Origin of the sequence: Streptomyces sp. NPDC057702 (assembly GCF_042799315.1) — a bacterium.
In the GTDB taxonomy this organism is placed as follows: domain Bacteria; phylum Actinomycetota; class Actinomycetes; order Streptomycetales; family Streptomycetaceae; genus Streptomyces.
Window position 1 is genome coordinate 93,029 of sequence record NZ_JBHVJC010000023.1, and the last position, 20,718, is coordinate 113,746.

9 protein-coding genes and 1 CRISPR repeat array are annotated in these 20,718 nt (G+C 76.1%); all 9 genes read right to left on the reverse strand.

Going from position 1 to position 20,718, the window contains the following annotated elements; translation table 11 throughout:
• Positions 1 to 111: 111 nt before the first annotated feature.
• Positions 112 to 384: a CRISPR direct-repeat array (repeat unit 29 nt; unit sequence CTGCTCCCCGCGCGTGCGGGGATGGACCC).
• A gap of 341 nt (positions 385 to 725) precedes the next feature.
• Complete coding sequence (locus ACFVFR_RS19115) at positions 726 to 4,343, reverse strand: hypothetical protein (RefSeq protein WP_383703048.1); 3,618 nt, start codon at positions 4,341 to 4,343, stop codon at positions 726 to 728.
• Entirely contained in the window at positions 4,340 to 6,445 is a 2,106-nt protein-coding gene (locus ACFVFR_RS19120) for a hypothetical protein (protein ID WP_383703050.1), read from the reverse strand. The genes ACFVFR_RS19115 and ACFVFR_RS19120 overlap by 4 nt, the downstream gene beginning before the upstream one ends.
• Entirely contained in the window at positions 6,442 to 9,114 is a 2,673-nt protein-coding gene (locus ACFVFR_RS19125) for a hypothetical protein (protein WP_383703052.1), read from the reverse strand. Before ACFVFR_RS19125 ends, ACFVFR_RS19120 begins: the two co-directional genes overlap by 4 nt.
• Positions 9,111 to 12,866 (reverse strand): tubulin-like doman-containing protein, encoded by a 3,756-nt coding sequence (locus tag ACFVFR_RS19130; protein WP_383703055.1) that lies wholly within the window; start codon positions 12,864 to 12,866, stop codon positions 9,111 to 9,113. The genes ACFVFR_RS19125 and ACFVFR_RS19130 overlap by 4 nt, the downstream gene beginning before the upstream one ends.
• A gap of 281 nt (positions 12,867 to 13,147) precedes the next feature.
• Positions 13,148 to 15,463: a VWA domain-containing protein gene (locus tag ACFVFR_RS19135; protein ID WP_383703057.1), complete on the reverse strand. Its 2,316-nt coding sequence runs from the start codon at positions 15,461 to 15,463 to the stop codon at positions 13,148 to 13,150.
• Positions 15,464 to 15,536: 73 nt separating this feature from the next.
• Positions 15,537 to 16,088 (reverse strand): Pycsar system effector family protein, encoded by a 552-nt coding sequence (locus tag ACFVFR_RS19140; protein ID WP_383703059.1) that lies wholly within the window; start codon positions 16,086 to 16,088, stop codon positions 15,537 to 15,539.
• Positions 16,088 to 17,206: a hypothetical protein gene (locus ACFVFR_RS19145; RefSeq protein WP_383703061.1), complete on the reverse strand. Its 1,119-nt coding sequence runs from the start codon at positions 17,204 to 17,206 to the stop codon at positions 16,088 to 16,090. Before ACFVFR_RS19145 ends, ACFVFR_RS19140 begins: the two co-directional genes overlap by 1 nt.
• On the reverse strand, positions 17,199 to 19,769 hold the full coding sequence (locus ACFVFR_RS19150; protein ID WP_383703063.1) for a hypothetical protein: 2,571 nt from the start codon (positions 19,767 to 19,769) through the stop codon (positions 17,199 to 17,201). Before ACFVFR_RS19150 ends, ACFVFR_RS19145 begins: the two co-directional genes overlap by 8 nt.
• A gap of 5 nt (positions 19,770 to 19,774) precedes the next feature.
• Complete coding sequence (locus tag ACFVFR_RS19155; protein ID WP_383703065.1) at positions 19,775 to 20,698, reverse strand: hypothetical protein; 924 nt, start codon at positions 20,696 to 20,698, stop codon at positions 19,775 to 19,777.
• Positions 20,699 to 20,718 lie beyond the last annotated feature (20 nt).

Here is a 20,718-nt window from a genome sequence, read left to right on the forward strand (position 1 = left end):
GGGCCAGGCGGAGGCGGGAGCGGGCGATTTGATGGCTTTGGGCGATAGGTCGCGATCGGCGAAAGTTGCAGAAAACCGGCTCCCTGCCGGGTAAACCCGCAGGTCAATTACCTGCTCCCCGCGCGTGCGGGGATGGACCCCTGCTGGACGTATTTCCACTCATCCAGGCTCACTGCTCCCCGCGCGTGCGGGGATGGACCCGCCGCGTACATGCGGCCGTACCTGCGAGAGCGCTGCTCCCCGCGCGTGCGGGGATGGACCCGTACGACGGCATCGCCACCACCTTGGTCGCGCCTGCTCCCCGCGCGTGCGGGGGTGGTCCCACGGTGTCGGGTGGGTCGATGTGTCGGTAGCCCTGGTCCCCGCGCCTTGCGGGGTTGGCTCAATGCTCTACTGCGGGTGTGGGGCGGGGGCGTTTGCGGTCTGGGTTGCGCCGTGGCACGTCGTGGTTGGGTTGGGGCTGGCTGCCTCCTGGGGCCTGGGCTCCTTGTCTTGAAGTCCTGGGCCGGGTTCTGTTCGGCGCGCTGGTGGCTGTTCGCTTGTCGCCGTCGTTGGCGGATTGCTGTGCTCTGTGGCGGGCGGCGGTGCGGGCCCAGGCTGTCTTGTGTGGGGCTCGGCGTGTGGATGTCGTCGGGTGCCGCGCCCGGGGCTGTGTGGCGGTGGCACCGGGCGGCGCTGACGTACGTCGCGTACGCCTACGCCGGTGGTGGGGCGGGGCGCGGGGGCTACGACAGGGCCACGACGATGACCACGACGAGTGTGACGGCGACGCCCACCAGGGCTACGAAAGTGGCGTGGGCCCCGGCTCTTCCGTCGTGCGGTGCCTCGTTCGTCTCGGTGTCCTTTCCCTCGCGTCGGGTGAACTTCGGCAGCCAGGACGGTAGGTGGCGGGGGGTGCGCGGCGGCGTGTCGGGCGGAGTGGGTGGGGTCGGTGCCGTGTCGGAGCGGTCCAGCAGGTCGCGGGTGATCTGTCGCCAGAGAGCGACCGGCAGGTCGGGGAGGGCGTCGTTGGTGGGCGCGAGGATGGTCAGCTCGATCCAGCGCCTGGTGGGGGCGTGTTGTCCGTGGCAGAGCCGGTGGAAGAGCTGCATCAGTTCGTGCAGATGGCGGGTGTCGTGGGCCACGGGGGCGACCGCCCACGCGAACAGTTCCGCCGCGCGGCGCAGCATGTCCTCCGCTGACAGCCGACCCTGTTCGGGGCCGTTCGGCGCGTAGTAGAGGCCCTGTTCCAGCACCTCCTTGCACAGCGCGTAGCGCGTCTCGGAGGTGCGCTCGCGGATGCGCCGCGCCTCCCGCAGCTCGCCCAGGAGCAGGTCCCGTGCCTCGGGGGACAGTTCGGTGGACGCCAACTCGGCGACGAGCGTCTCGTCCGGTACGACCCGTAGGCGCTGGGCCAGCGTGTTGCGTTGGATGGCGTTCGTGTGGCGGTACAGGCGCAGGTCCTCGTGGAGTGGTGGCACCCCGCCGCCGGTCCCGGGTTGGCTGCCACCGGGCTGGGTCGTACCCCGCGCGTCGGGTGTCGGCGGGGTGCTGGGCGGGGCGGTCGCCGGAAGTGCCCCGGGTGCGGCGGCCGGCGGCGGGGCCGCGCCGTGGGGGGCGGCGACCGGTGGGGTGCCGGGGGCGGCGGCTGGCCGCTGGTGGGTGGCGGGCGCGGGTTGAGCGGGCCCGAAGTGGGCGACCAGGCCCGTGCCAGCGCCCGACGCGTGGGGCCCCCACTGGTCGGTTCCGGTCGCGCTGGTCACGCCGGTTGTGCCGGTCGCGGTGTCGCCGGGCGTCGTGCCTGGCCCCGCGCCGGGCGATGGCGGGTCGGCGGACGGGCGCGGCGGGTGGGCGGGTGAGGCCCCCGCCTCCCGATGTGACCACCCGTCCTGGTGCGGTCCCGTGGCCCGGTGGGGTCCGGCGTCCCGCTGCGGCGGCGCCTCGTGTGGCGGGGTGACGCCCTGGTACGGGCCTGTTTCCTGTCCTGGCCCCGCATCCCCGTGCGGGCCGACCCCGTGCGGGCCGACCCCGTGCGGGCCGACCCCGTGCGGCGCTACGCCCCGGCTCACGACCGCCTCCCGGCCCGGCCCCGCGTCCCGCTGCGGCGCCGCCTCGTGTGGTGGGGCCACACCCTGGCGCGGCGCCGCTTCCTGGCGCTGTCCCGGCCCGACACCCCCCTGGCCCAACTCCCCACCCTGGCCCGCCCCCACGCTTTGGCTTGCGCCTACGCCCTGGCCAGCACCCACACCTTGGCCCGCCCCCACGCCTTGGCTCGCGCCTGCGCCCTGGCCTGGCGGTACGCCTTGGCCAGCACCCACACCCGGGCCTGCCTCCACACCCGGGCCAGCACCCACACCCTGGCCCGCCCCCACCCCTTGACCCGTCGGCGCACTCGGGTTGGCTGGCGCACCTGCTCCCGCGCCAACATTCTGGCCCGCCTCCAGACCGTGGCCGGTCGGCACACCCTGACGCGGGTCCACCTTCTGACCTGCCCCTACCCCCGCACTCTGGCCGGTCGGCACACCCTGGCGCGGGTCCGCCTCCTGGCTCGCGCCCATCTCCCGGCCCAGCGACGCACCCGACCCCGCCCCCACACCTTGGCCCGCCCCAACACCCTGGTCCGCCCGCACCCCTTGGCCCGCCGGCGTGCCCGACCCCGCCCCCACAATCTGGCCTGCCCCTACGCCATGGCCGTTCGGCGCACTCGGGTTGGCTGGCGCATCTGGTCCCCCACCCACACCCTGGCTCGACTCCAGGTCGTGGCCCGTCGGTACGCCCTGGCGCGGGGGCGATTCCTGGCTGGCGCCCACCCCCTGGCCCATCGGCGCGCCCGGCCCCGGCCCCACACCCTGACTCGCCGGCCCACCCGGCCCCGGTCCCGGGCCCACACCCTGGCCCGCTCCCGCTCCCTCGCCAGGCGCGGGCCCCGCTGGCCACGGGGTCGTGGCGTCCGCCGCGTGGTGCGCCTGGGGGCGTTCCACCTGGCCCGTCACCGACCGGCGGGCGGGCGGCGTACCGCGCCGAAGCGAGACACGGGAACCAACTCCCCTGTTGGTGCCGGGTGTTACCGCGTCCTCCCGCGACCCGGCGCCCGGCCCCCCGACCCTGGGCCCGGCGCCCTCGCCTGTGCCCGACCCCTCGACGCCCGGCCCCCCGGCGCCCCACGCTCCGTCCACACCCGCACCCACACCCGCGCTGGCCCCCGCTTCGGCCCCGGTATCCGCGCCCCGCGCGGCACCCACCCCCGCGCCCCGCGCCGCACCGGGCCAGGCGCCCACACCCGCGCCCGCAGTACCCGATCCGGCGGCGCCCGCCGCCGTGCCCGTCGCGTCCGCGTCCAACGGCCCCCCGGCGCCCCGCGCCGGCCCCGCCCCCGCGGCCTCCCGCGTGCTCGCCGCGCCCCCCGCGCCCCTCGCACCCGCCGCGCCCACCGCCTCCAGGATCGTCTTGAGTCGGTCGCGCCGCTGTGGCCAGGGGATCGTCGCGCCGCCGCGTAGGCCGTCGGCCAGGGGGGCGACGCCGGCGGGCTGGTCCAGGTGGTGGAGGAGGTATTCCACGAGGCGGGCCGCCGCGCGGTGTTCGAACAGGACGGGGTCCGGTGGTGTGGTCATCACCCGGGCCAGGGGGCCCGCGCCGCCGGCGTCGGGTTCCCAGCGGGGGACGGCGGTCAGCCGGAGGGGATGGGTGTCGACGGTGTCGTACGTCGCGAACGTCCACTCGCGGCCCAGCCAGTGGCCGAAGAGCAGGAACAGGCCCAGGTACACCACCGGCGCGCTGTCCCGGCCGCCGAGTTCGGGCAGCGCGTCCGCGCGCAGCGACACGCGTTGGCGGGGGTCGCGTAGCCACTCCGCGGTGACCATGATCAGCTCCTTGCGTACCCGTGGCAGCTGGTCCGTCATCTCCGCCAGCCGGTCGCGCGCCAGGTCGTCCAGGTCCGCGCAGTCGACCATGGGTTGGTCGCCGACGGCCCGCTCGGCCTTGACCCGCTTTCCCCAGCCGCCGTACGCCAGGCCCAGACACAGCCGGGTCTTGAGGCTGCCGGTGTCGCCGAGCAGGACGTGGCTGACGGTGCTGGGCCGGCCACCCGGGTCGGTGGTGGGCCAGCGGCGTACGAGCATGACGTCGCCGTCGCGCGAGAGGGTGCGCACGACGCTGGTGCGCGCCGGCTGGGACTCGGGGACCCACAGCAACGGGCCCAGCTCTCGGCCCAGTTCGTCGGCCAGCTCGACCGGGCAGGAGTGCGCGACGGCCTTCATGCCGGTGTCCTGGCGGCCGTGGTTGCCGTCCCAGCGGAAGACCATCTGGTGCACCCGGCCGGGGGCCGGTGCCCGCTCGGCCGGCCGGCGCTCCTGGAAGTCGTTCACAGCGTGTCCTCTCCGATCGGCCCGACCGGGCCCCTGTGTCGGGGCGCCGGCTCCGCCTGCCGCGCCCATCCCACGGCGTGCGCCCGCGCGCCGTCCGGCACCTCGATCAGCCCGTGCATCGCCAGCAGCGACAGCAGCGGCGCGAGCACCCGGCGCGGCCCGGCGCCCGCCGGGTAGCGGCCTCCCGCCTCCTGCCCGCCGGTGGCCGACGCGACGTGCAGCGTGCACTGGCGGATCGCGTCGAAGGGCCGCAGCCACGCCTGGCCGGCGTGCTGCCGCAGCAGCCCGTACACGTCCCGGCTCTCCGCGTACGCGGCGGCGGCGTCCAGCGGGGCGCGCGGGCGCTCGTCCAACCAGCGGTCCACGGGCGGCTGGAAGCGCAGCAGATCGGCCTTGGCCAGCACCATCGCGCCCGCCACGGACAGGTACGGGCCGTTCTTCGGCAGCCGGTCCAGGACGGTGCCGAACGCCAGGTCGCCGTCCCGGTTGACCTCAAGCCCCAGGCGTTCTCGCGCGTGGTCCAGATGCGGCAGCGGCAGCGCGAGGACGGGATCGACGACGAAGACGACGGCGTCCACGCCCAGCAGGAAGCGCAGCGCCGAGTCCGTGCGCACCAGGTCCTCGCCACCCAGGTCGAAGAAGGCCACCGGCCGGGTCTGGCCCCGGGCGTCGGTGAGGAGCAGGGACTCCACGAACCGCGCGAAGCCGCCCAGGCTGAGGACGCCGGTGTGGCCCAGGACCTTGCCGTTGCGCAGCGGCTGGACGCGCTCGCGTACGAACCGGGCGTGCTGTTCGGGGTTGACGGACTGCCAGCTCAGGCCGTGTGGTTCCAGGCCGCCGTCGGTGATCTCCGCGATCATCTGGGTCAGCAGGTGGCTCTTGCCGGTCGAGGACTGGCCGACCATGGCGATCGTCAGGGGGCGCCCGTAGGTGAGGTAGGGGACGGGGATGAAGTGCTCGGGGAAGTCGGGGTCGGCCGCGCACTTCTGGACGGCGCCGCGCATGACGTCCTGGCGCCGCACCGGATTGCCGATCCCCGAGATGTCGAGCTTCTGGTACTGGTTGCGGCTGTCGGTCTCGTACAGCGCCGAGAGGTCCAGCCGCAGGGGCTCCAGGCAGTACGGGCACAGCACCTCGCCCGTCGCCAGGGGTGGCGCGGCGGGCGGTTCGGGCGGCGGGGCCTGCCGTTTGAGGCGTAGCGCTCGTTTGAAGGCCGCCCGGTGCGCCCGGCCCTCGCCGTCGGTGGGTGTGGCCGGCGCGAGGCGGCTCGCGACGCCGGGGGCCAGCAGGTCCAACAGGTCGGCCGGGGTGGGCCGGTCGGCGGCGCGCGGGGCGAAGGCGCCGCGCAGCGTCTCGGCGAGCACCCGGTGTTCGCCGAGGTCGGCGGGCTCCCGGTCGCCGGGGCCGGGCCGGCCGGTGACGAGCTGGTAGAGGACCTGGGCCGCGCTCCACACCGCGTCCCGGGAGTCCACCAGGCCCTCGCCGCGCCGCTGTTCGGGCGAGCAGTACGGCGCCCGCCCCCAGCGGGTGCGGGCCTGCCCGGCGCGGGCCACCGCCTCCAGGCCCCACAGCTGTACGGAAGCGCCGTCCCAGAGCACCGTGGCGGGCGAGATACCGCGCGGCACCAGGCCCTGTTCGTCCAGCAGGCACAGCGCCAGGACCAGGTCCCGGGCGAAGATCCGCTGGTCGGTCGCGCTCATCACGTGGGTGCGCAGGGCGGCGGTGCCGCGCGGTGCGGCGTACAGCAGGAACGGCTCGGTCGTGTCCAGCTCGTAGCCGACGATGCGGGGGAAGAGCGCGGCGTGATCGGTGTCGGCCAGCAGGCGGTGCAGCCGCAGCGCGGTGCCCGTCTCCGTGTCGAGCAGGGCGCGGGCCGCCGGGTGCGCCGCGTCGGGGGTGGCCAGGCGGACCTGGACGACCTGCTGGCCCTCGTCGCCCAGCAGCCCGTTGCGCACGCGCTGGGGCAGCGCCGGGTCGCGCCGGGACTCGGGGCCGAAGCGCACCGGGGCGGTGTGCCGGCGCCCGGTGGGCGTGGTGAAGGCCAGCATGGCCCGGTGCGCGCCGGCCTGCTCCACCCGGTGCGGGTGTGAGGTGCTGGTCACCAGTCGCCGTCCCTTCGGTCGTGCGTGTCCACACGGTCGTCCGTGGGGTGCTGGCGCGGCCGTACGGTGTCGACCACGCCCATCCGCAGCGGGGTGAGCCGGATGAGCCCCGCGTAGCGGCCCGTCGTGGTCCACAGCGCCTCGTCGGGCTGGAGGGCGCCGCTGGCCTGCCAGGCGCGCTCCACGTCGCCGCGTACCGCGTCGGGGGCGAACCTGAGCCACACGGTGGCCTGGGGGTCCCGGTTGAGGAGGGTGGCCTGCTCGGGCGAGGAGAGCTGGACCACCGCGTGGCGTTCGGCCTCGGCGCCCACGAGTTCGGCCACCCGGTGCGGGTCGGTGCCCAGCAGGTTGGCCGAGGTGGCCCGGGCCCGGTGGCGGGCCGCGAACGGGGGTGGGGCCAGCACGCCGTTGCGCTGGAGGTGGCGGCGGGCCGTGGACAGCAGGTCGCGTACCCGCTCCTCGGTGCGCCGCACGGCGAGCGCGCCGGCCTGGCCGCGTTCGACGGCGCCCCAGTACGGGCCCATCGCCACCACCGCCGCGTCGGCCAGGTCACCGGTCAGGGTGGTGACCAGTTCGGCGCCGCCCTCCCCGGTCTCCCGCTCCAGCCAGCGCGGCGTGAGTGGGGTGGGCCACGTGTCCACGGCCGGCGCGTCCGCCGGCTGGGGGGCCGGCGCCGGCCGCTCCGCGTCGTCGGCCGGCGGGTCCCAGGCCGAGCCGCCCTCCCAGGCGAACTCGCCGCCCCAGTCGTCGTCCCCGCCCTCGCCCCCGGGAAGGGAGTCGCTCTCCAGCCCCGAGGGCCCGGCCAGCCACGCGTCGCCGGCGCTCTCGTCGGCCGCCTCGCCGACGGCGGCCGGCGCCGGTTCGGCCCGCGCCTCGGCGTCGGCGGCGGCGGCCGTGGCCCGCAGCATGCCGGCCACCGAGCGGGCCGCGTCGGCGCAGTACAGCCGCTCGTCGGCGGCCCAGTGCTCGCGCACCGCGTCGGCCAGCAGCCCGTCCACGCCCTCCAGCGCCTGGCGCAGCGCGGTGATCCCGTACGCCAGGGCCCACGCGTCGGCGCTGGCGTACCAGAGCCGGCGGGCCGTCTCCACCGCCAGGGCCAGGCCCGCCAGCAGCCCGGCCGCGCCCAGCCACACCGGTGGGTGGGTCAGCGCGCCGGCCCCCACGCCCGCGAGCGCGCCCGCGCACACCGCGACCCGGGGGCCCACGGCCCAGCGCTCCGGGTGCCCGGGGCCCCACAGCCGGGCGGCGCCGAGCACCACCACGCCGACGAAGACCAGCGGCACCAGCGCGGCCAGCGCGGCCAGCGGCCCCTGCCACAGGCCGCCCAGCACGCCGGCCACGCCGGCCGCCGCGATCGCGATCTTGGGCGAGGGCACCGGCCCGCCGCCGGCCACCGTGCGCCCGGCGACGGCCTCGGGGGAGTGCTCGGACAGGCGGGGCAGCAGCGCCGAGCCGGGCACCGGCTCCACGCGGCCGGCCAGGCCGGTGAAGCGCTGGGCGACCGCGCGCAGCGCCAGCCCCTGCCCGAGCAGCTTGCCGGCGAACTCCCGCAGGCCCTCGCCGATCCGCTCGCCCACGCCCTCGGCCGACGGCACCCACAGGCCGAGCGCGGCCAGCCGGGTGGTGGCCTCGGCGGTGGAGGGCGCGGAGCCGCTCGCGCCGCCGCTGCGCAGCGCCGCGCGGACCAGGTCGCGGTACTCGTCCAGCGCCCGGTGCGCCCGCTCGATGTCGGCCTCGAACGCCGCCCGCCGGGCCGGGGTCAACAGGCCCGGCAGGGACTGGAGTTCGGCCAGGGCCTCGTCGGCGTCGCGCAGCGCGTCGTCGCACGCCCGGTAGGCGCTGTCGGCGACGCCGCCCTTCTCGCGGTGCTGGCGGGTGCGCCCGCCCCGGCCGGTGGCCAGGCCGCGCAGCGGCTCGGGCAGGTCGGCCGTGGACCACGAGCTGGTGGCCATGCCCGGGGCCAGCTCGGTGTCCTCGCCGGCGAACCGGGTGAGCGCGTCGCGCCAGGCCCGGTCGCGCACCTCCGGCGGCAGGTCCTGCTCCAACAGGCGTACGCCGGGCGCCGCGACCGCCTCGGGCAGCGCGCCGACGTCGGCCAGCACGCGTACGAAGACGTCCGGCACCGAGAGGACGTCCACCAGCACGGCCAGCGCCCGTGGGTCGTCGGGCGCCGGCTGTTCCAGGGCGGTGCGGGCCGAACGCAGGTCGCCGGCCCACAGCAGGGCGATGTTGGACGCGCGCAGCGCGGTGGGCCGCACCAGGCGCCGGTCCGGCTGGAACGCCTCGCCGTGCGCGCCCGCCCCGCCGTACGCGCCGTCCCCGGGGCCCGGGTCGTACGCGCCGTTCCCGGAGCCCTGGTCGTACGCGCCGGGCTCCCCGTCCGGGTCGGCCTCGCCGTTGGAGCCGGGCGCGCGCCCCACCAGGAGGACCAGGACGCGCACCTCGCCCACGGCCCGGTAGGTGGTGAGCAGTTCGTACTGGTGCTGGTGGGCGGTGAGCCCGGCGGGCGTGTCCACCACCAGGAACAGCGGGTGGTCCGGCTCGGGCAGCCCGGCCAGGCCGAGCTGTCGGGCGACCGTCTCGCGCAGGGCGCGGGGGGTGCGCAACTCGGGTGCGAGAGCGCGCAGGTCCAGGTGGACGACGGCGCCCACCTCCTCGGTGGCGATCACTCCGCGTCTCCGTCCCACGGGTTGGGCCGCCGACGGTCGCGGGCGCCCGCCGCGCCCGGGTCGTCGGCCTCGTCCCACGGCGCCCAGGGCCGCTCGCCCTCGCCGGCCCGCTCGCCGGCCCGGTCCTCGGCCCGGTCGTCCCCGGCACGCCGCCGGCGCTCGCCGCCCGCGCCGCCGCCGGGGTCCCCGGGTTCGCCGGCCGCGCCACCGACGTCCCGGGCGTAGCCGTCGTAGCCGCCGTCGTACCCGTCGTACCCGTCGGCGGGATCGCTCGCGCGGCGGTCGCCACGGCCCTGGCCGGCCCGCTGGTCACGACCCGCGCCGGCCCACGCGCCCCGCTCGTCCTCGCCCCGGGCCCGGCCCGGGTCCCGCTCGTGCCGCTCCTCGCCGTACGCGTCGGGGCCGCCGTACGCGTCGGCCCGTGGCGCGGGCCGCCCCTCGCCCCGGGCCCGGGCGCCCGAGCCGGATTCCTGGCGCGGGCGGCGCGGGCGCTCCTCCTCGTCGTACCCGCCGGACGTGGCACGCGGCGCGGTGCCCCAGTCGTCGTCGGCCAGCGGCCGGCGCGCCTCGGGCACCTCCTCGCCGCCCCGACGCGGGTGCGGCGTGCCGCCCCGCACGTGTTCCAGGAGGGTGCGCAGCGTGGGCTGGATGGCCCGCTGGTCACCGAACTCGGTGTCCAGGGCGGCCGGCAGGGTCTCCGCCCAGAACTCCCACAGCGGGCGCACCCACCCCTCCACCCGCTCGCCGTCGCGCTCGCGCCGCTCCTCCAGGAGGTCCAGCTGGCGCGGGGCGATCTTCTCGACCAGTTCGACGAAGAGCGGGTGCGGCTCGCTGCCGTTGCGCGCCAGGCCCAGCGGCTGGGCGCCCATCAGCTCGCGGCAGTAGTCCTCCACGATGCGCTCGTCGTCCAACACCGTCCACCGCTCGTAGCTGCGCAGCAGTTCGGCCCAGCTGGAGACGCCGCCGGGGAAGTCGCCCAGCCGCAGCCGTACGCCCGGTACCTGGTCGCCGGACTCGGGGAACAGCCGCAGCCGGACCCGCTCCGGCGAGGTGGAGTCGCCGTCCACGACGTCCACCTGCCCGTTCCACACGCCGCACAGCAGCCGGTGCAGGATGACGCGCCGGTCCTCCTCGCCGCTGACCATCCAGCTGTCGCGGTAGCCCAGGCGCTGGCGCCACCGCAGCACGTCCTGTGCCTGCTCGGAGTCCTTGGCCCGGGCCCACTGGCGCAGCACCTTGCGGGCCTCGGGCACCTGGGTCAGGCTCATCTCGCTGCGGAAGAGGACCACGGTGATCGAGTCGCTCTCCACGCCCCGGTACTCCACCGAGTTCTTCGCGTCCGAGGGCAGCCGCAGCGCCTTGCCCAGGTGCTCCTGCACCTCCTCGACGGCCTGCACGCGCGGGTGGGTGACCAGCACCCGCAGCGGGCCGGTGCCCTCCGGCGTGAAGCCCACCGGCAGCAGTCCGGTCAGCTTGCGCCCGAACAGGTCCAGGGCCTCCTTGCTGACCTGCTCGGCGGCGTCCGCGTCGCCGGCCGAGGCGGCCAGCAGGGTGCTCATCGGCGGCAGCAGCGGGCGCTCCTCCAACTGCTCGCCGCTCTCCGCGAACAGCCGGGTGATCCGCCCCTCCAACTGGGCCTTGACCACGGCGACCGCGTTGTCCGGGCTGCGTCGGCTCAGCGCCTGCACCCGCCGCCAGGTGTCCCCGTCGACGAGCTTGAGCAGCAGCGTCGCCTCGCTGTCCTGCTCGCGCAGCCCCTCGCGCCGCAACAGCCGGGTCACCAGGTCCTCGTAGAAGTGGTTGAGGGTGCGCTGGGGTGGCAGCAGGTACGAGATGCCCGTCCGGTCCTCGTACAGCTCAAGGCCCTTCTGCGCGGAGACCTTCCGTTCGCGCTCGGAGTGCTTGAGGAAGGCGTCCACCAGGCGCCGCAGGTCGGCCGCCGCCGCCTCCGCCTGGGGCCGCCAGCGCTGCTGCTGCTCGCGCCACGCCTCGTGCCACACGGTGTGGCTGCGCCACCGGTACCACACGTCCTGTTCGCGCAGGGCGGCCTGGACGTCGTCGTCGCCCCAGTGCGCTGGTGACAGGCCACCCAACCGGCCCTTGATCCGGGGGGCCTTGGGTGGCTGTTCGGTCATGCCCGGCGGGGGTGGTGGGGCCACCGAGCGGCGGTCGAGCATGCCGAGGAAGCCCTGTTGGGCGATGAACTCCTCGCTCTTGGCCACGCCCCGCACCACGCGCTCGGCCAGGAACGGGTCGACGCTCTTGAGCAGGCTGTCGATGGCCGGGCGCGGCGCGAACTGGCCGGCCATGGAAGCGGCCCGGCGCTCCGCGTCGTCCCGCAGCGTGTCCAGGTGCTGCATCATCGTCGTCGTGCGCTCGTTCAGCGCGTCCTCGATGGCCCGGCTGCCGCGCGGCAGCGGGTCGGGCTCCACGACGGGCACCTGGGGGCGTTCCCACAGCGTCTGGAGCTGCGCGTCCGCGAACAGCTGCCGGATCATCGGCACGGCACCGTCCCGCAGTTCGGTACGCGGCTGCTCGACCAGGTCCAGTACGGCCTCGCGCAGCAGCCGCCCGGCCACCAGGTCGGCCAACTGCTCGATGGGCGCGGTCATCGAGGCGACCAGGCTGGTGGACACGCCCTGGCGGCCGATGCCGGTGGGGGAGATGGCACTGCGGTGCACGCCCCGGTTGATGAAGCTGGCGGCGAAGGTCTGGTAGTCGTCGTCCGAGGCCAGGGCTCGCCCCCGCGACGAGCCGTCACCCAGTTCGGTACCGACCAGCGACATGACCAGCGAGACGATGGAGCGGCGCAGGTCGTCCTGGCGGATGCCGGCGGTCGGGCTGAACAGGAACGCCGTGGGCAGGATGCCGGTGCGCAGCCGGATGGTCGTGGTGCCCGGGTAGCGGATGCCGATGCCCGTGTCGTGGTCCAGGTCGCCGATCTCCGCGCCCTCGGTCGGCGCGTTCTGCGCGTCGACCATACGGAACAGGTCGACCAGCGCGCGGGCCGCGTTCAGGTCGGCCTCCCGGCCGCCGCCGGAGGCGGAGGGGAACGAGGAGGGCATGACGACCAGCGGGTAGATCTTCGCGCCGTCGAAGCGGCGGAGCTGGAAGGCGTAGTTGATCAGGTGCAGGTAGTCCAGGAAGATCCCCGCGCCGGTGCCGCCGGCCACCGAGAACGCCACGAACACGTCGCAGCCGTTGACCTTGCCACCGCCCAGCTCGCTCAGCTCGCCGGCCGACCGGGCGATCGCGTCGATGGCCTGGAGCAGCGGTTCGAGCACCGGGCTCAGGCTGTGCCGCAGCGTGGCGAACAGCGCGGCGCGCCCCACCGTGGGCAGCTGGCCGGCGCCGTTGTGCAGCGGGGCCACCTTGGGCTCGTCCACGCGCGGCGGCAGCCAGTCGGCGACCTCCTCGCGCAGGCTGGCCCGCAGCATCTTGGTCACCTCGGGCGAACTGTCGAAGTTCGGCAGCAGGTTGTGGGTGGCCCGCGAGGTGTGCGCGTACGCGGCGCGCTGCGAGGCGTCCACGTTGAACTGCGGTAGCCGCTGGAGGTCGGACTCGCTGTAGTCGGCGTACACGAACTGGAGGCAGTCCGGTAGCTGGTACGGGGCGTGCCCGGCCAGTCGGGTGGTGAGCGCGACGCCGTCCGGGCCGCACAGTTCGGCGCGGAGCCTGCGCTCCAGCTCGGCGCCGACCAGGCCACCGGTGCCGCCCAGGCCGACGAACAGCATCGGCTGGAAGATCTTCATGGGTTTCCTCCCCGCTCGCCGCCGGTTCGGCGGCCGGTTGTCCTCGTGCGTCGGTGCGTGTGCGCTGGGTGCGTGGCGGTGGGGGTCTCTCGCCGTCTCGCGGTCGGGTCGCTGGCTGTCTCGCTGTCTCGCTGTTCCGCGTCGGGTGTGGGTGGGGCCGGGTGTGCGGTGGGGGTGGGTCGGGGAGTGGCGGGGGCGGGGGGGGGCGGGGGGCGGCCCCCCCCCCGGGGGGGGGGGGGGGGGGGGGGGGGGGGGGGGGGCCCGCCCCCCCCGCCCGGGGCTCACCGGTAGGCGTCGTAGGTGCTGGCGCCCCCGCCCTCACCGGCGGTGGGCGCGGGGGGTGGGGTGGCCCGGGACCGGCCGCTGCGGGGGCGGCGGCTCCGGGTGGAGCGGGGCTCGTCCCCGAGGGTGAGGTTGACGCCCTCGCTCAGGCCGACGACCTCGTGCGCGCGCAGCCGGGTGGGGCGCTCGCCGCGCCTGCGCAGGACGGCCCCGCCCTCGGGGCTGCGCTGGATCGCGTACTCGCCCCGGGGGCGCCGCTCGATACGCGGGTTGCGGCGCGGCTCGACGACCGTGAACTCGTACCACTGGTTCCGCGCCCGCCCCACGGTGTGCTCGTGCAGGACGTCGCCCTCGCCGGAGACCAGGTGCAGCACCAGGCCGCGCGGGTCCTGGCGGACCCGGCGCTGGCGCACCCACAGCGTGCCGGCCAGCGCGAGCACGGCCAGCACGGCGGCGCCGACGACGAACGCCCACCAGTACCGGTCCCAGAAGCTCGGCTCGGGCGTCACCCGCACCGACACCGAGGAGCGCACCAGCACCCGGTTGCCGTCGCTCGCGTCGGACACCGTGACGGTGCCCGCCAGCCGCACCCCGCCCTCGTCCAGCCGGCTGCCGAAGATGTCCTTGGGGGCGACCTCGAAGGTCACCCGGCGGCTGGTGGACTCCCCGGGGTCCACGGTGATCTTGTCGGGGCTGATCGCCAGCAGCCCGGGCCGTACGTCGCCGACCGTCAGCCGCAGGGTGTGCGCGGTCTTGCTGGAGTTGTGCACCGAGAGCGTGCCGGAGACCGCGGAGCCGGGGTGGGCCGTGGCGGTCGGCGCGTTCAGCGCGGCCGTCACGTCCGGGGTGCCGAGTGCCACGTCACCGGAGGCGCTGCGGGTGTCGGCGCTCAGCCCCGAGGCCGTCAGCGTGCCGCTGACCTTGACCGCCCCGTCGGCGCCGCGCGGGATGCGGACGGTGCCGGCGAAGGACCCGTCGCTGGCGGCGCCGTCGGGGCCCTTCCCGTCGTCGGCCAGGGCGACCGGCTGGGGCTCGAAGCCCGCGCCGGACAGTTCGCCGCGTACGCGCAGCCCCGCGTAGTCGTCCGGGTCCCTGATCTCGTAGCCCTCGCGGGTCTGCAACCGCATGGTCACGGTGGCCTTCTCGCCGGGCTGCGGGGACGGCGGGTCCATGATGATCGCGCCGCGCAGTTCGCCCTGCCACAGCACGCTGACCCCCACCGGCAGCGAACGGTGTCCCTCGGGCGCGGTGGCGACCACCTTCCAGGTGCCCGGCATCGGGTCGGTGATCTTCAGCGCCTCGACCGTGTGGCCGGCGCCGGCCAGCTCGAACTTCGAGTCCCGGTCCGTGCCGTTCTTGGGCACCTCGTGGCCGCTGGGGTCGCGGTAGCTGATGGTCACCTCGGGGTCGGCCTTGTCGACCACGATGCTGCCCACCGTCGCCAGCGGCGAGATGTCCACCTCCAGGGTGGCCGGCGGGCGCTTGCTGGTGCCCTCCTCGTACCGCAGGCAGTGCGCGGCGGCGAAGATCTGCTCCAGCGCCCGGCCGACGTCCTTGGCGCCGGAGACCTTGCTGGCCCGGGGCCGGGCCCCGGGCAGTTCGACACAGCCCTTCTGGTAGCCGCCGGCGGCGATCCGGTCGAGCTGCGCCTTGTCCGGGTCGGCGCCGAAGCCCAACGGCCAGATCTGCACGCGCTGCGCGGCGGCGTTCCGCAACTCCTGCGCCAACTGCCGCTCGCCCTCGGCCGCCCGGTGCGCGGGGTCGCCGTACTGCGGGCTGCCGGAGACGTCCATCTTGCCGTCGGTCAGCAGGAACAGCACCCGGGGTTCGGCCGGGTCGGTGCCGGTGGTCAGGTCGTGGACGCCCTGCCGGATGGCGCTGGGGAAGTCGGTGCCGGTGCCCTCGCTCTTCTTACGGCCCCGCAGCTTGTTCACGCACGCGCCGATCGAGTCGCGCCCGGCCGCGTCCAGTTCGGTGCGCGGACAGATGGGGTCCACGGCCCGCTGGTCGTCGGTCTCGGCGGCGGCGAAGCCGAAGACGCTGGCGTGCGAGGACGAGGAGACGTCGCCGAGCGCGATACGCGAGGCGGCGGCCTTCTCGGCGGCCATGTCCTCGGGCGCCAGGCTCGCCGACTCGTCCACGGCCACGGCGTAGTTGACCGGTGCGATGCTCGGTCGCGGTGCCCGATCCGGCGCCGGATCGGCGCCGGCCGGTGTGAGCAGGGACGCCAGCACGGCCGTACCGCCGAGCGCGGTGACCACGGCGCGCCGCGCCCAACCCCCTGGTGTCTGCCGTTCTCCCCGTACTGTTCCCACGGCCGTCCCCTCGTGTCATGTCTTCTTCATGTGTGGCGGTGGTGCGCGCCGACGCCCCCCGCGCGCGGGTGCGTCAGCGCGCCGTCAGGCCCCAGGCCGACGCCAGTGCCGCGGCCGGGGCCAGCGTGCTCACGGCCCAGCGGATGGCCCGGTACTTGGCGGACAGGATCGAGCTGACGTCCACGGCCTGGACGAGCAGCCAGTGCGCCGGATCGCGCCCGGCCTCGGTGAGTTCGGTGGACAGCCGCCCGAGGTCGTGCGGCGGCAGCAGGTCGCGGTAGTACGTCAGCCCGCCGCCCGCGCGGACCGTGCCGGTGCGCGGCAGCAGCGCCCGCACCAGCGCGCTCACCGCGACCACCCACAGCACGCCCGCCAGCAGCAGCGCGACGTCGCCCAGGCCGCTCCAGCCCGGCGCGCCGTGCCAGCCGATCAGGACCGCCGGCATCGCCAGCGCCCCGGACAGCAGCACGCCCGCCTTGGAGTCGGCCCGGCCCAGGTCCTCGCGGACCGTGGCCAACAGGCGCTCGGCGATGCGTTCCCCCGGCCTCTCGCGCCCGTGCTGACCCCCGTCCGGCACGGGCGCGAGGGAGCCGGGGGTGGTGCGGGTGCCGCCGTCGGCCGTCATCAGCCCTCCTCCGCCCAGGCCCAGCCGTCGTCCTCCCGCCGGTTGCGCCGCCGAGGCGGCTCCGGCTCGTCCCGCCCGGCCCCGTACGCGCCCTCGGCGGGCTCCCCGTCACCCTGGTCGTACGCGTCCCCGGCCGGGCGGCGCGGCGCTCGCGCGGGCCGCTGGGGCGGGGCGGGCTCGTCCCGGACCCAGTCGGGGGTGAACGGCTCGTCGGCGGGCGGCTCCAGTTGCGGCGGGGTGCGGTGGGCCGGGCGGGCGCCGAGCGGGCCCTGGACGGCCTGGCGGCCCTGGTTGAGGAGGTTGAGGGCCTGCGTCTCCACGTCGTTGGACTGGATCTGGCCGCTCTCGACCATCGCGAACAGCCGCTCCACGCGGTCCTTCTCGTCCTGCCGCCCCTCCTGGCGGATCTTCTCCAGGAACGCCTTGGCCTCCTCGGGCTCGGCCGCCAGCATGTAGCTGAGCTGGTCCAGCTCGCCGCCCTGGAGCATGCTCCGGAACTGCGTCTGGTGCACCCGGGTCACCTCGGCCGAGGCGTGCGCGTCGCGGATGCCGTCCATGTGCTGGATGGTCCGGTCGTCCACCCGCAGCCGCGCGTACAGCCGCACCCGCAGGCCCAGGTCCTGGCCCAGGTCGTCCCAACGCCCGTCGGAACAGTGCCGGCCGATGGCCCGGTCGGCCTGCTCGGCCTGGTTCACCCGGAACTCGGCCGAGACCTCCCGCAGCCGTTGCAGGGTGGGCGCGGTGAGCTGCTGGGCCACGTCGGTGACGACCCGGACGGCGGCCTGGTGCGGGTCGGTGACCTCCCAGTGGATGTCCACCTCGGCCTTGAAGAACGTGGTGCCGCCCGCCGCCGGCAACTCCAGGTGGAGCGTGGTCACGAAGGTGCCCAGCGCGATCTCGCAGATGGCCGTCGGCCGGGCCAGCGCCCGCTTGTCGACGTGCTGGACGCCGGAGACGGTGACGATGCTGTAGCCGCCGTTGCGGTAGAAGAGCACGGACGCGGTGCGCGCGCTGGTGTGTCGGAAGGGCCCGTTGGGTGTGTACTCCCGCAGCAGCGGGCCCGCCGGGTCGCTGCCGGCGCCGCCCCCGTACGGCGCGCCCCACTGGTCCTCAGCCATGGACTTCCTCCCCGTCGTGCCGGCCCCTCGCGATGTGCCGGGCTCGCTCGCGTACCTGTTCCGCGTCCTGGCGCTGCGTGGCCAGCCGCCACAACTGGCGGGCCCGCGCGTCCGGGAGTGGGTCGTCGGGATCGTTCATCATGCGGCGCAACAGCCAGTCGAGGCGGCGCCGGTCGGCTTCCGTGCCCGTCAGCGCGGGCAGCAGCGTGGCCAGGCCCGGCATCGTCCACTCCGTACTGTCCTTGCGTACCGCCGACCGCAGCAAGGTCTCCAGCACGTCCGTCGCGACTTCTTTCGACCGCTGGGTGTGGAGCGCCGTCCACATCAAGTCGGCGATCGGACCCACCAGTTCGGGGCGGGTGGCCGTCAGGGCCAGCATCAGCGGCCAGTCGCCGCGCTCGGCCAGCCCGGTGTCCGCCTCGTCCGTCAGCACGTCGGCCACCTCGTGCTCGGCCAGCCGCACGGTGGTCACCAGCCCCAGGTCCTGGTAGGCGGGGAGGCGGTGCCGGGTCCAGTCGGACAGCCGGCGCAGCACCGTGGCGCTGTCGGGTCCGGCCAGCAGGCGTACGACGTTGAAGGACGCCACCGCCAGCTGCTCGCCGTCGCCGCGCACCCCGATCCGGGCCAGCGCGTCCAGCGTGTCGCCGGTGCTGGCGGCGGCGTTGCCGTACCCCAGCGCCATGGCCGCCGTCCAGCGCAGCGCCTTGGTGCCGTCACGCACCCAGCCGGCGACCACCTTGCGCACCACCTCGCGGTGGGTGGCGTGCCCGGCGGCCTGGTCGAGGAGGGTGGCCGCGAAGATCCGGCGGCGCGGCGTGGGCGCCTCGGCCAGCGGGCGCACCAGCTCACCGTGCCCGTAGTCGAAGTCGCGTACGCACAGCTCGCCCGCGGCCACCGCGGCCCGCACCCACACCTGCGCGCGGGGGTCGTCGGCCAGCAGCCGCAGCCAGCGCACGACCGGCGCCCGGACCGGGAAGTGCCGGTCCCACACCTCGCCCAGGACCGCGCCGGGCAGCGCCGAACCCCGGTACCAGATGAGTCGCGCGGCGACCTCCGTGCCGGCCGTCTCCACGCGCCCGTCGACCAGTTCGGCCCGCGACAGGGCCAGGTCGGACTCCGGGTCGTCGCAGAACAACGGCCGGGCCGGCGTGCTGTCCGGATCGCTCTGTACGGACAGCTCCCAGGTCAACAGGTGCGCGGCGGTGCTCACCGCGCTCTGGGTGGCCCCGCCGAGCACGGCCAGCGCGATCCGCGAGGCCACCGGGTGGAAGAGGGCCGCGGTGCCCGGCCGCGCCGGCCCCCCGCCCGCCTCGGCGGCCGGCGCGACCAGCGCCCGGTCCACACCGGCGAACCACTCCCGCGCCTGGCTGGCGGCCAGGCCGCGACAGCCGGCCAACAGCTCCTCGTACGACAGGTTGCCCAGCAGGTGCCCGGCCAGCAGCGAGGCCAGCAGCTCGGCCTCGGCCGGACGCAGGTCGGCCAGCCCCACGGCCTCGGTCACCGCCTCCCCGGCCGCCAACTCCTCGGCCTGTGCCAGAAGTGCGGCCACCCGCTCGGTGGCCTCCCGTGGCGCGAGGTCGCCGGTGGTGACCACGTGTTCCTCGACGCGTTCGCGCAGCCGGGTGGCCAGCAGCTCCCGTGTGTCGGCCGGCGGGCACAGCATCCCGTACCGCCCGGCCAGCAGCGGACCGGCCGCCGTCCCGACCGTGACGACGACCACGGCGTACGCGCCACACCCGGCCAGCGCCGCCGCCAGCCGGTCCAGGTCGAGGGCGTCCGGGGGCGAGGCGTCGGGCCGGCTCAGCGACAGCTTCAGCAGATAGCCGGTGCCCCGCGCGGGGTCGGCGCCCTCGCCGACCAGCGAGTCCGCGAGCTGGCGCACCCCGCCGTCGGGGTCCACCCGCCGCACCCGCGAGGCGTCCGCGTCCGCGGGCTCCACGGCGTCCGGGACCTGCGCGGTGACCTCGTCCAGCAGGGACAGCGCGGTGCTGGTCCGCCCGGTGCCCGGCGCCGCGCCCAGCACCAGCAGCCGACGCGCGAGCAGCGCGCCGCGCAACCGCACGTACCCCTCGGGCTCCACGTGCACCCGGCGCAACCGGCGCAACTCCTCGGCGGGCACCGGCCCGCCACGCACCCCGGCCACCGGCTGCCGGGCGTCCACCCGCAGGTGGATGTCGCCGATGTGGGCGTTGCCGATGAAGGAGCGGTCGAAGGTGTTGTGGTCCCGGCCGGTGTCGAAGAGGACCCGGGCGGCCTGCCGGGCGCGGGAGGCCGCGGCCAGGTCGGTGGGCCCCTCCTCGCTCTCCTCGTCGGCCAGCGGGTCGCGGGTGTGCTCCCGGAAGCGGCCCGCCGCCCGCTCGCGCTCCCGCTCCCGCTCGGCGGCCTCGTCCTCGCCCTGTTCGCCCTCGGCCGCGTCGTCCTGACCGGGCTCGCCCTCGCGCCGGCCGTCCGCCGCCCGCCCGTCGTCCCGGCCCTCCCGCCGGCCCGCGCCCCGCTGGTCGGGGCCGGGGGCGTCGTCCCCGGCGGCGTCGGCTCCGCCGTTCGCCCGCTGCTCGTCGGCCATCGTCGTCATCCCTTCCGCGGCCCGGGGTCGCCGATGGTGCGCCCGATGTGTACGCCCTGGTGGTACTGGTTGTTGCTGTGCTGCGAGAAGTCGCCGCGAACGGTGTACCGGACGCCGCCGGGACCGGTCCCGTACTCCTCGTCGGCCTCACCCGCCGCCCCCGTCACGGCGGCCTCGGCGGCGTCGTCCCCGGCCGCGTCGTAGGCGTGCTCGGTGTCGGTGGCGGTGTCGCCCGGCGGTGACGCGGCGGGGGGACCGGCCGCCCCACCGCCCCCGGCCGCATCGCCGCCCCCGGCGGCATCGGTGGCATCGGTGGCCAGGGCGTCGGCGGGGAGCGTGGGGGCCGGCCGGCCCGGGAGCCGGAACCAGGCGCTGACCTCACCCTCCTTGAGCCGCAGGCAGGCCGGCGCGTAGTGCGCCGCGTCGATGTACTTGCCGCCGCCGCGCACCACGTCCTCGTAGAGCGGGTGCGAGACCACCACCACGAGGTCGGCCCGCTCCGCGTCGAGCAGCGCGCGGGCCACGGACGAGTCGGCCAGCCGGCACGCGAGGTCCACCGCGCGCCCGCTGATGCCCCGCTCGTCGTGGCGGACCGGGCCCACGTGCAGGCCGATCCGCAACCCGAGCGGCCGGCTCAGCCCCCGGTTCTCGTGCCGCAGGAACTCGTGCACCTCCACCAGCCACAGCCCGAGCAGCCGGGTCACCGGCACCCGGCTGGCCACCGAGGCCAGCACCCCGTCCCCCCGGTCCTCCAGGTGCAGGCCGCCCGGGCCCACCCTGGCCTGTCCGAACGCCGCTTCCAGCACGCGGTAGATCTGGGCTCGTAGGGACGGCTTGTCCGCGTCGTCGTACTCTCCGGACCGTCGCGCGTCGACGCTGATCACCAGCTCGTAGCGCGCTTCGGCGGCGTCTGTCGTGTCGTCGTCCACGCCGTGCCCCCACTCGTCGT

Excerpts from the sequence above, each read along its gene's own strand:
- ACFVFR_RS19130 (WP_383703055.1), bottom strand. The coding sequence starts at position 12,866 with ATGAAGATCTTCCAGCCGATGCTGTTCGTCGGCCTGGGCGGCACCGGT.
- ACFVFR_RS19140 (WP_383703059.1), bottom strand. The coding sequence starts at position 16,088 with ATGACGGCCGACGGCGGCACCCGCACCACCCCCGGCTCCCTCGCGCCC.
- ACFVFR_RS19145 (WP_383703061.1), bottom strand. The coding sequence starts at position 17,206 with ATGGCTGAGGACCAGTGGGGCGCGCCGTACGGGGGCGGCGCCGGCAGC.
- ACFVFR_RS19150 (WP_383703063.1), bottom strand. The coding sequence starts at position 19,769 with ATGGCCGACGAGCAGCGGGCGAACGGCGGAGCCGACGCCGCCGGGGAC.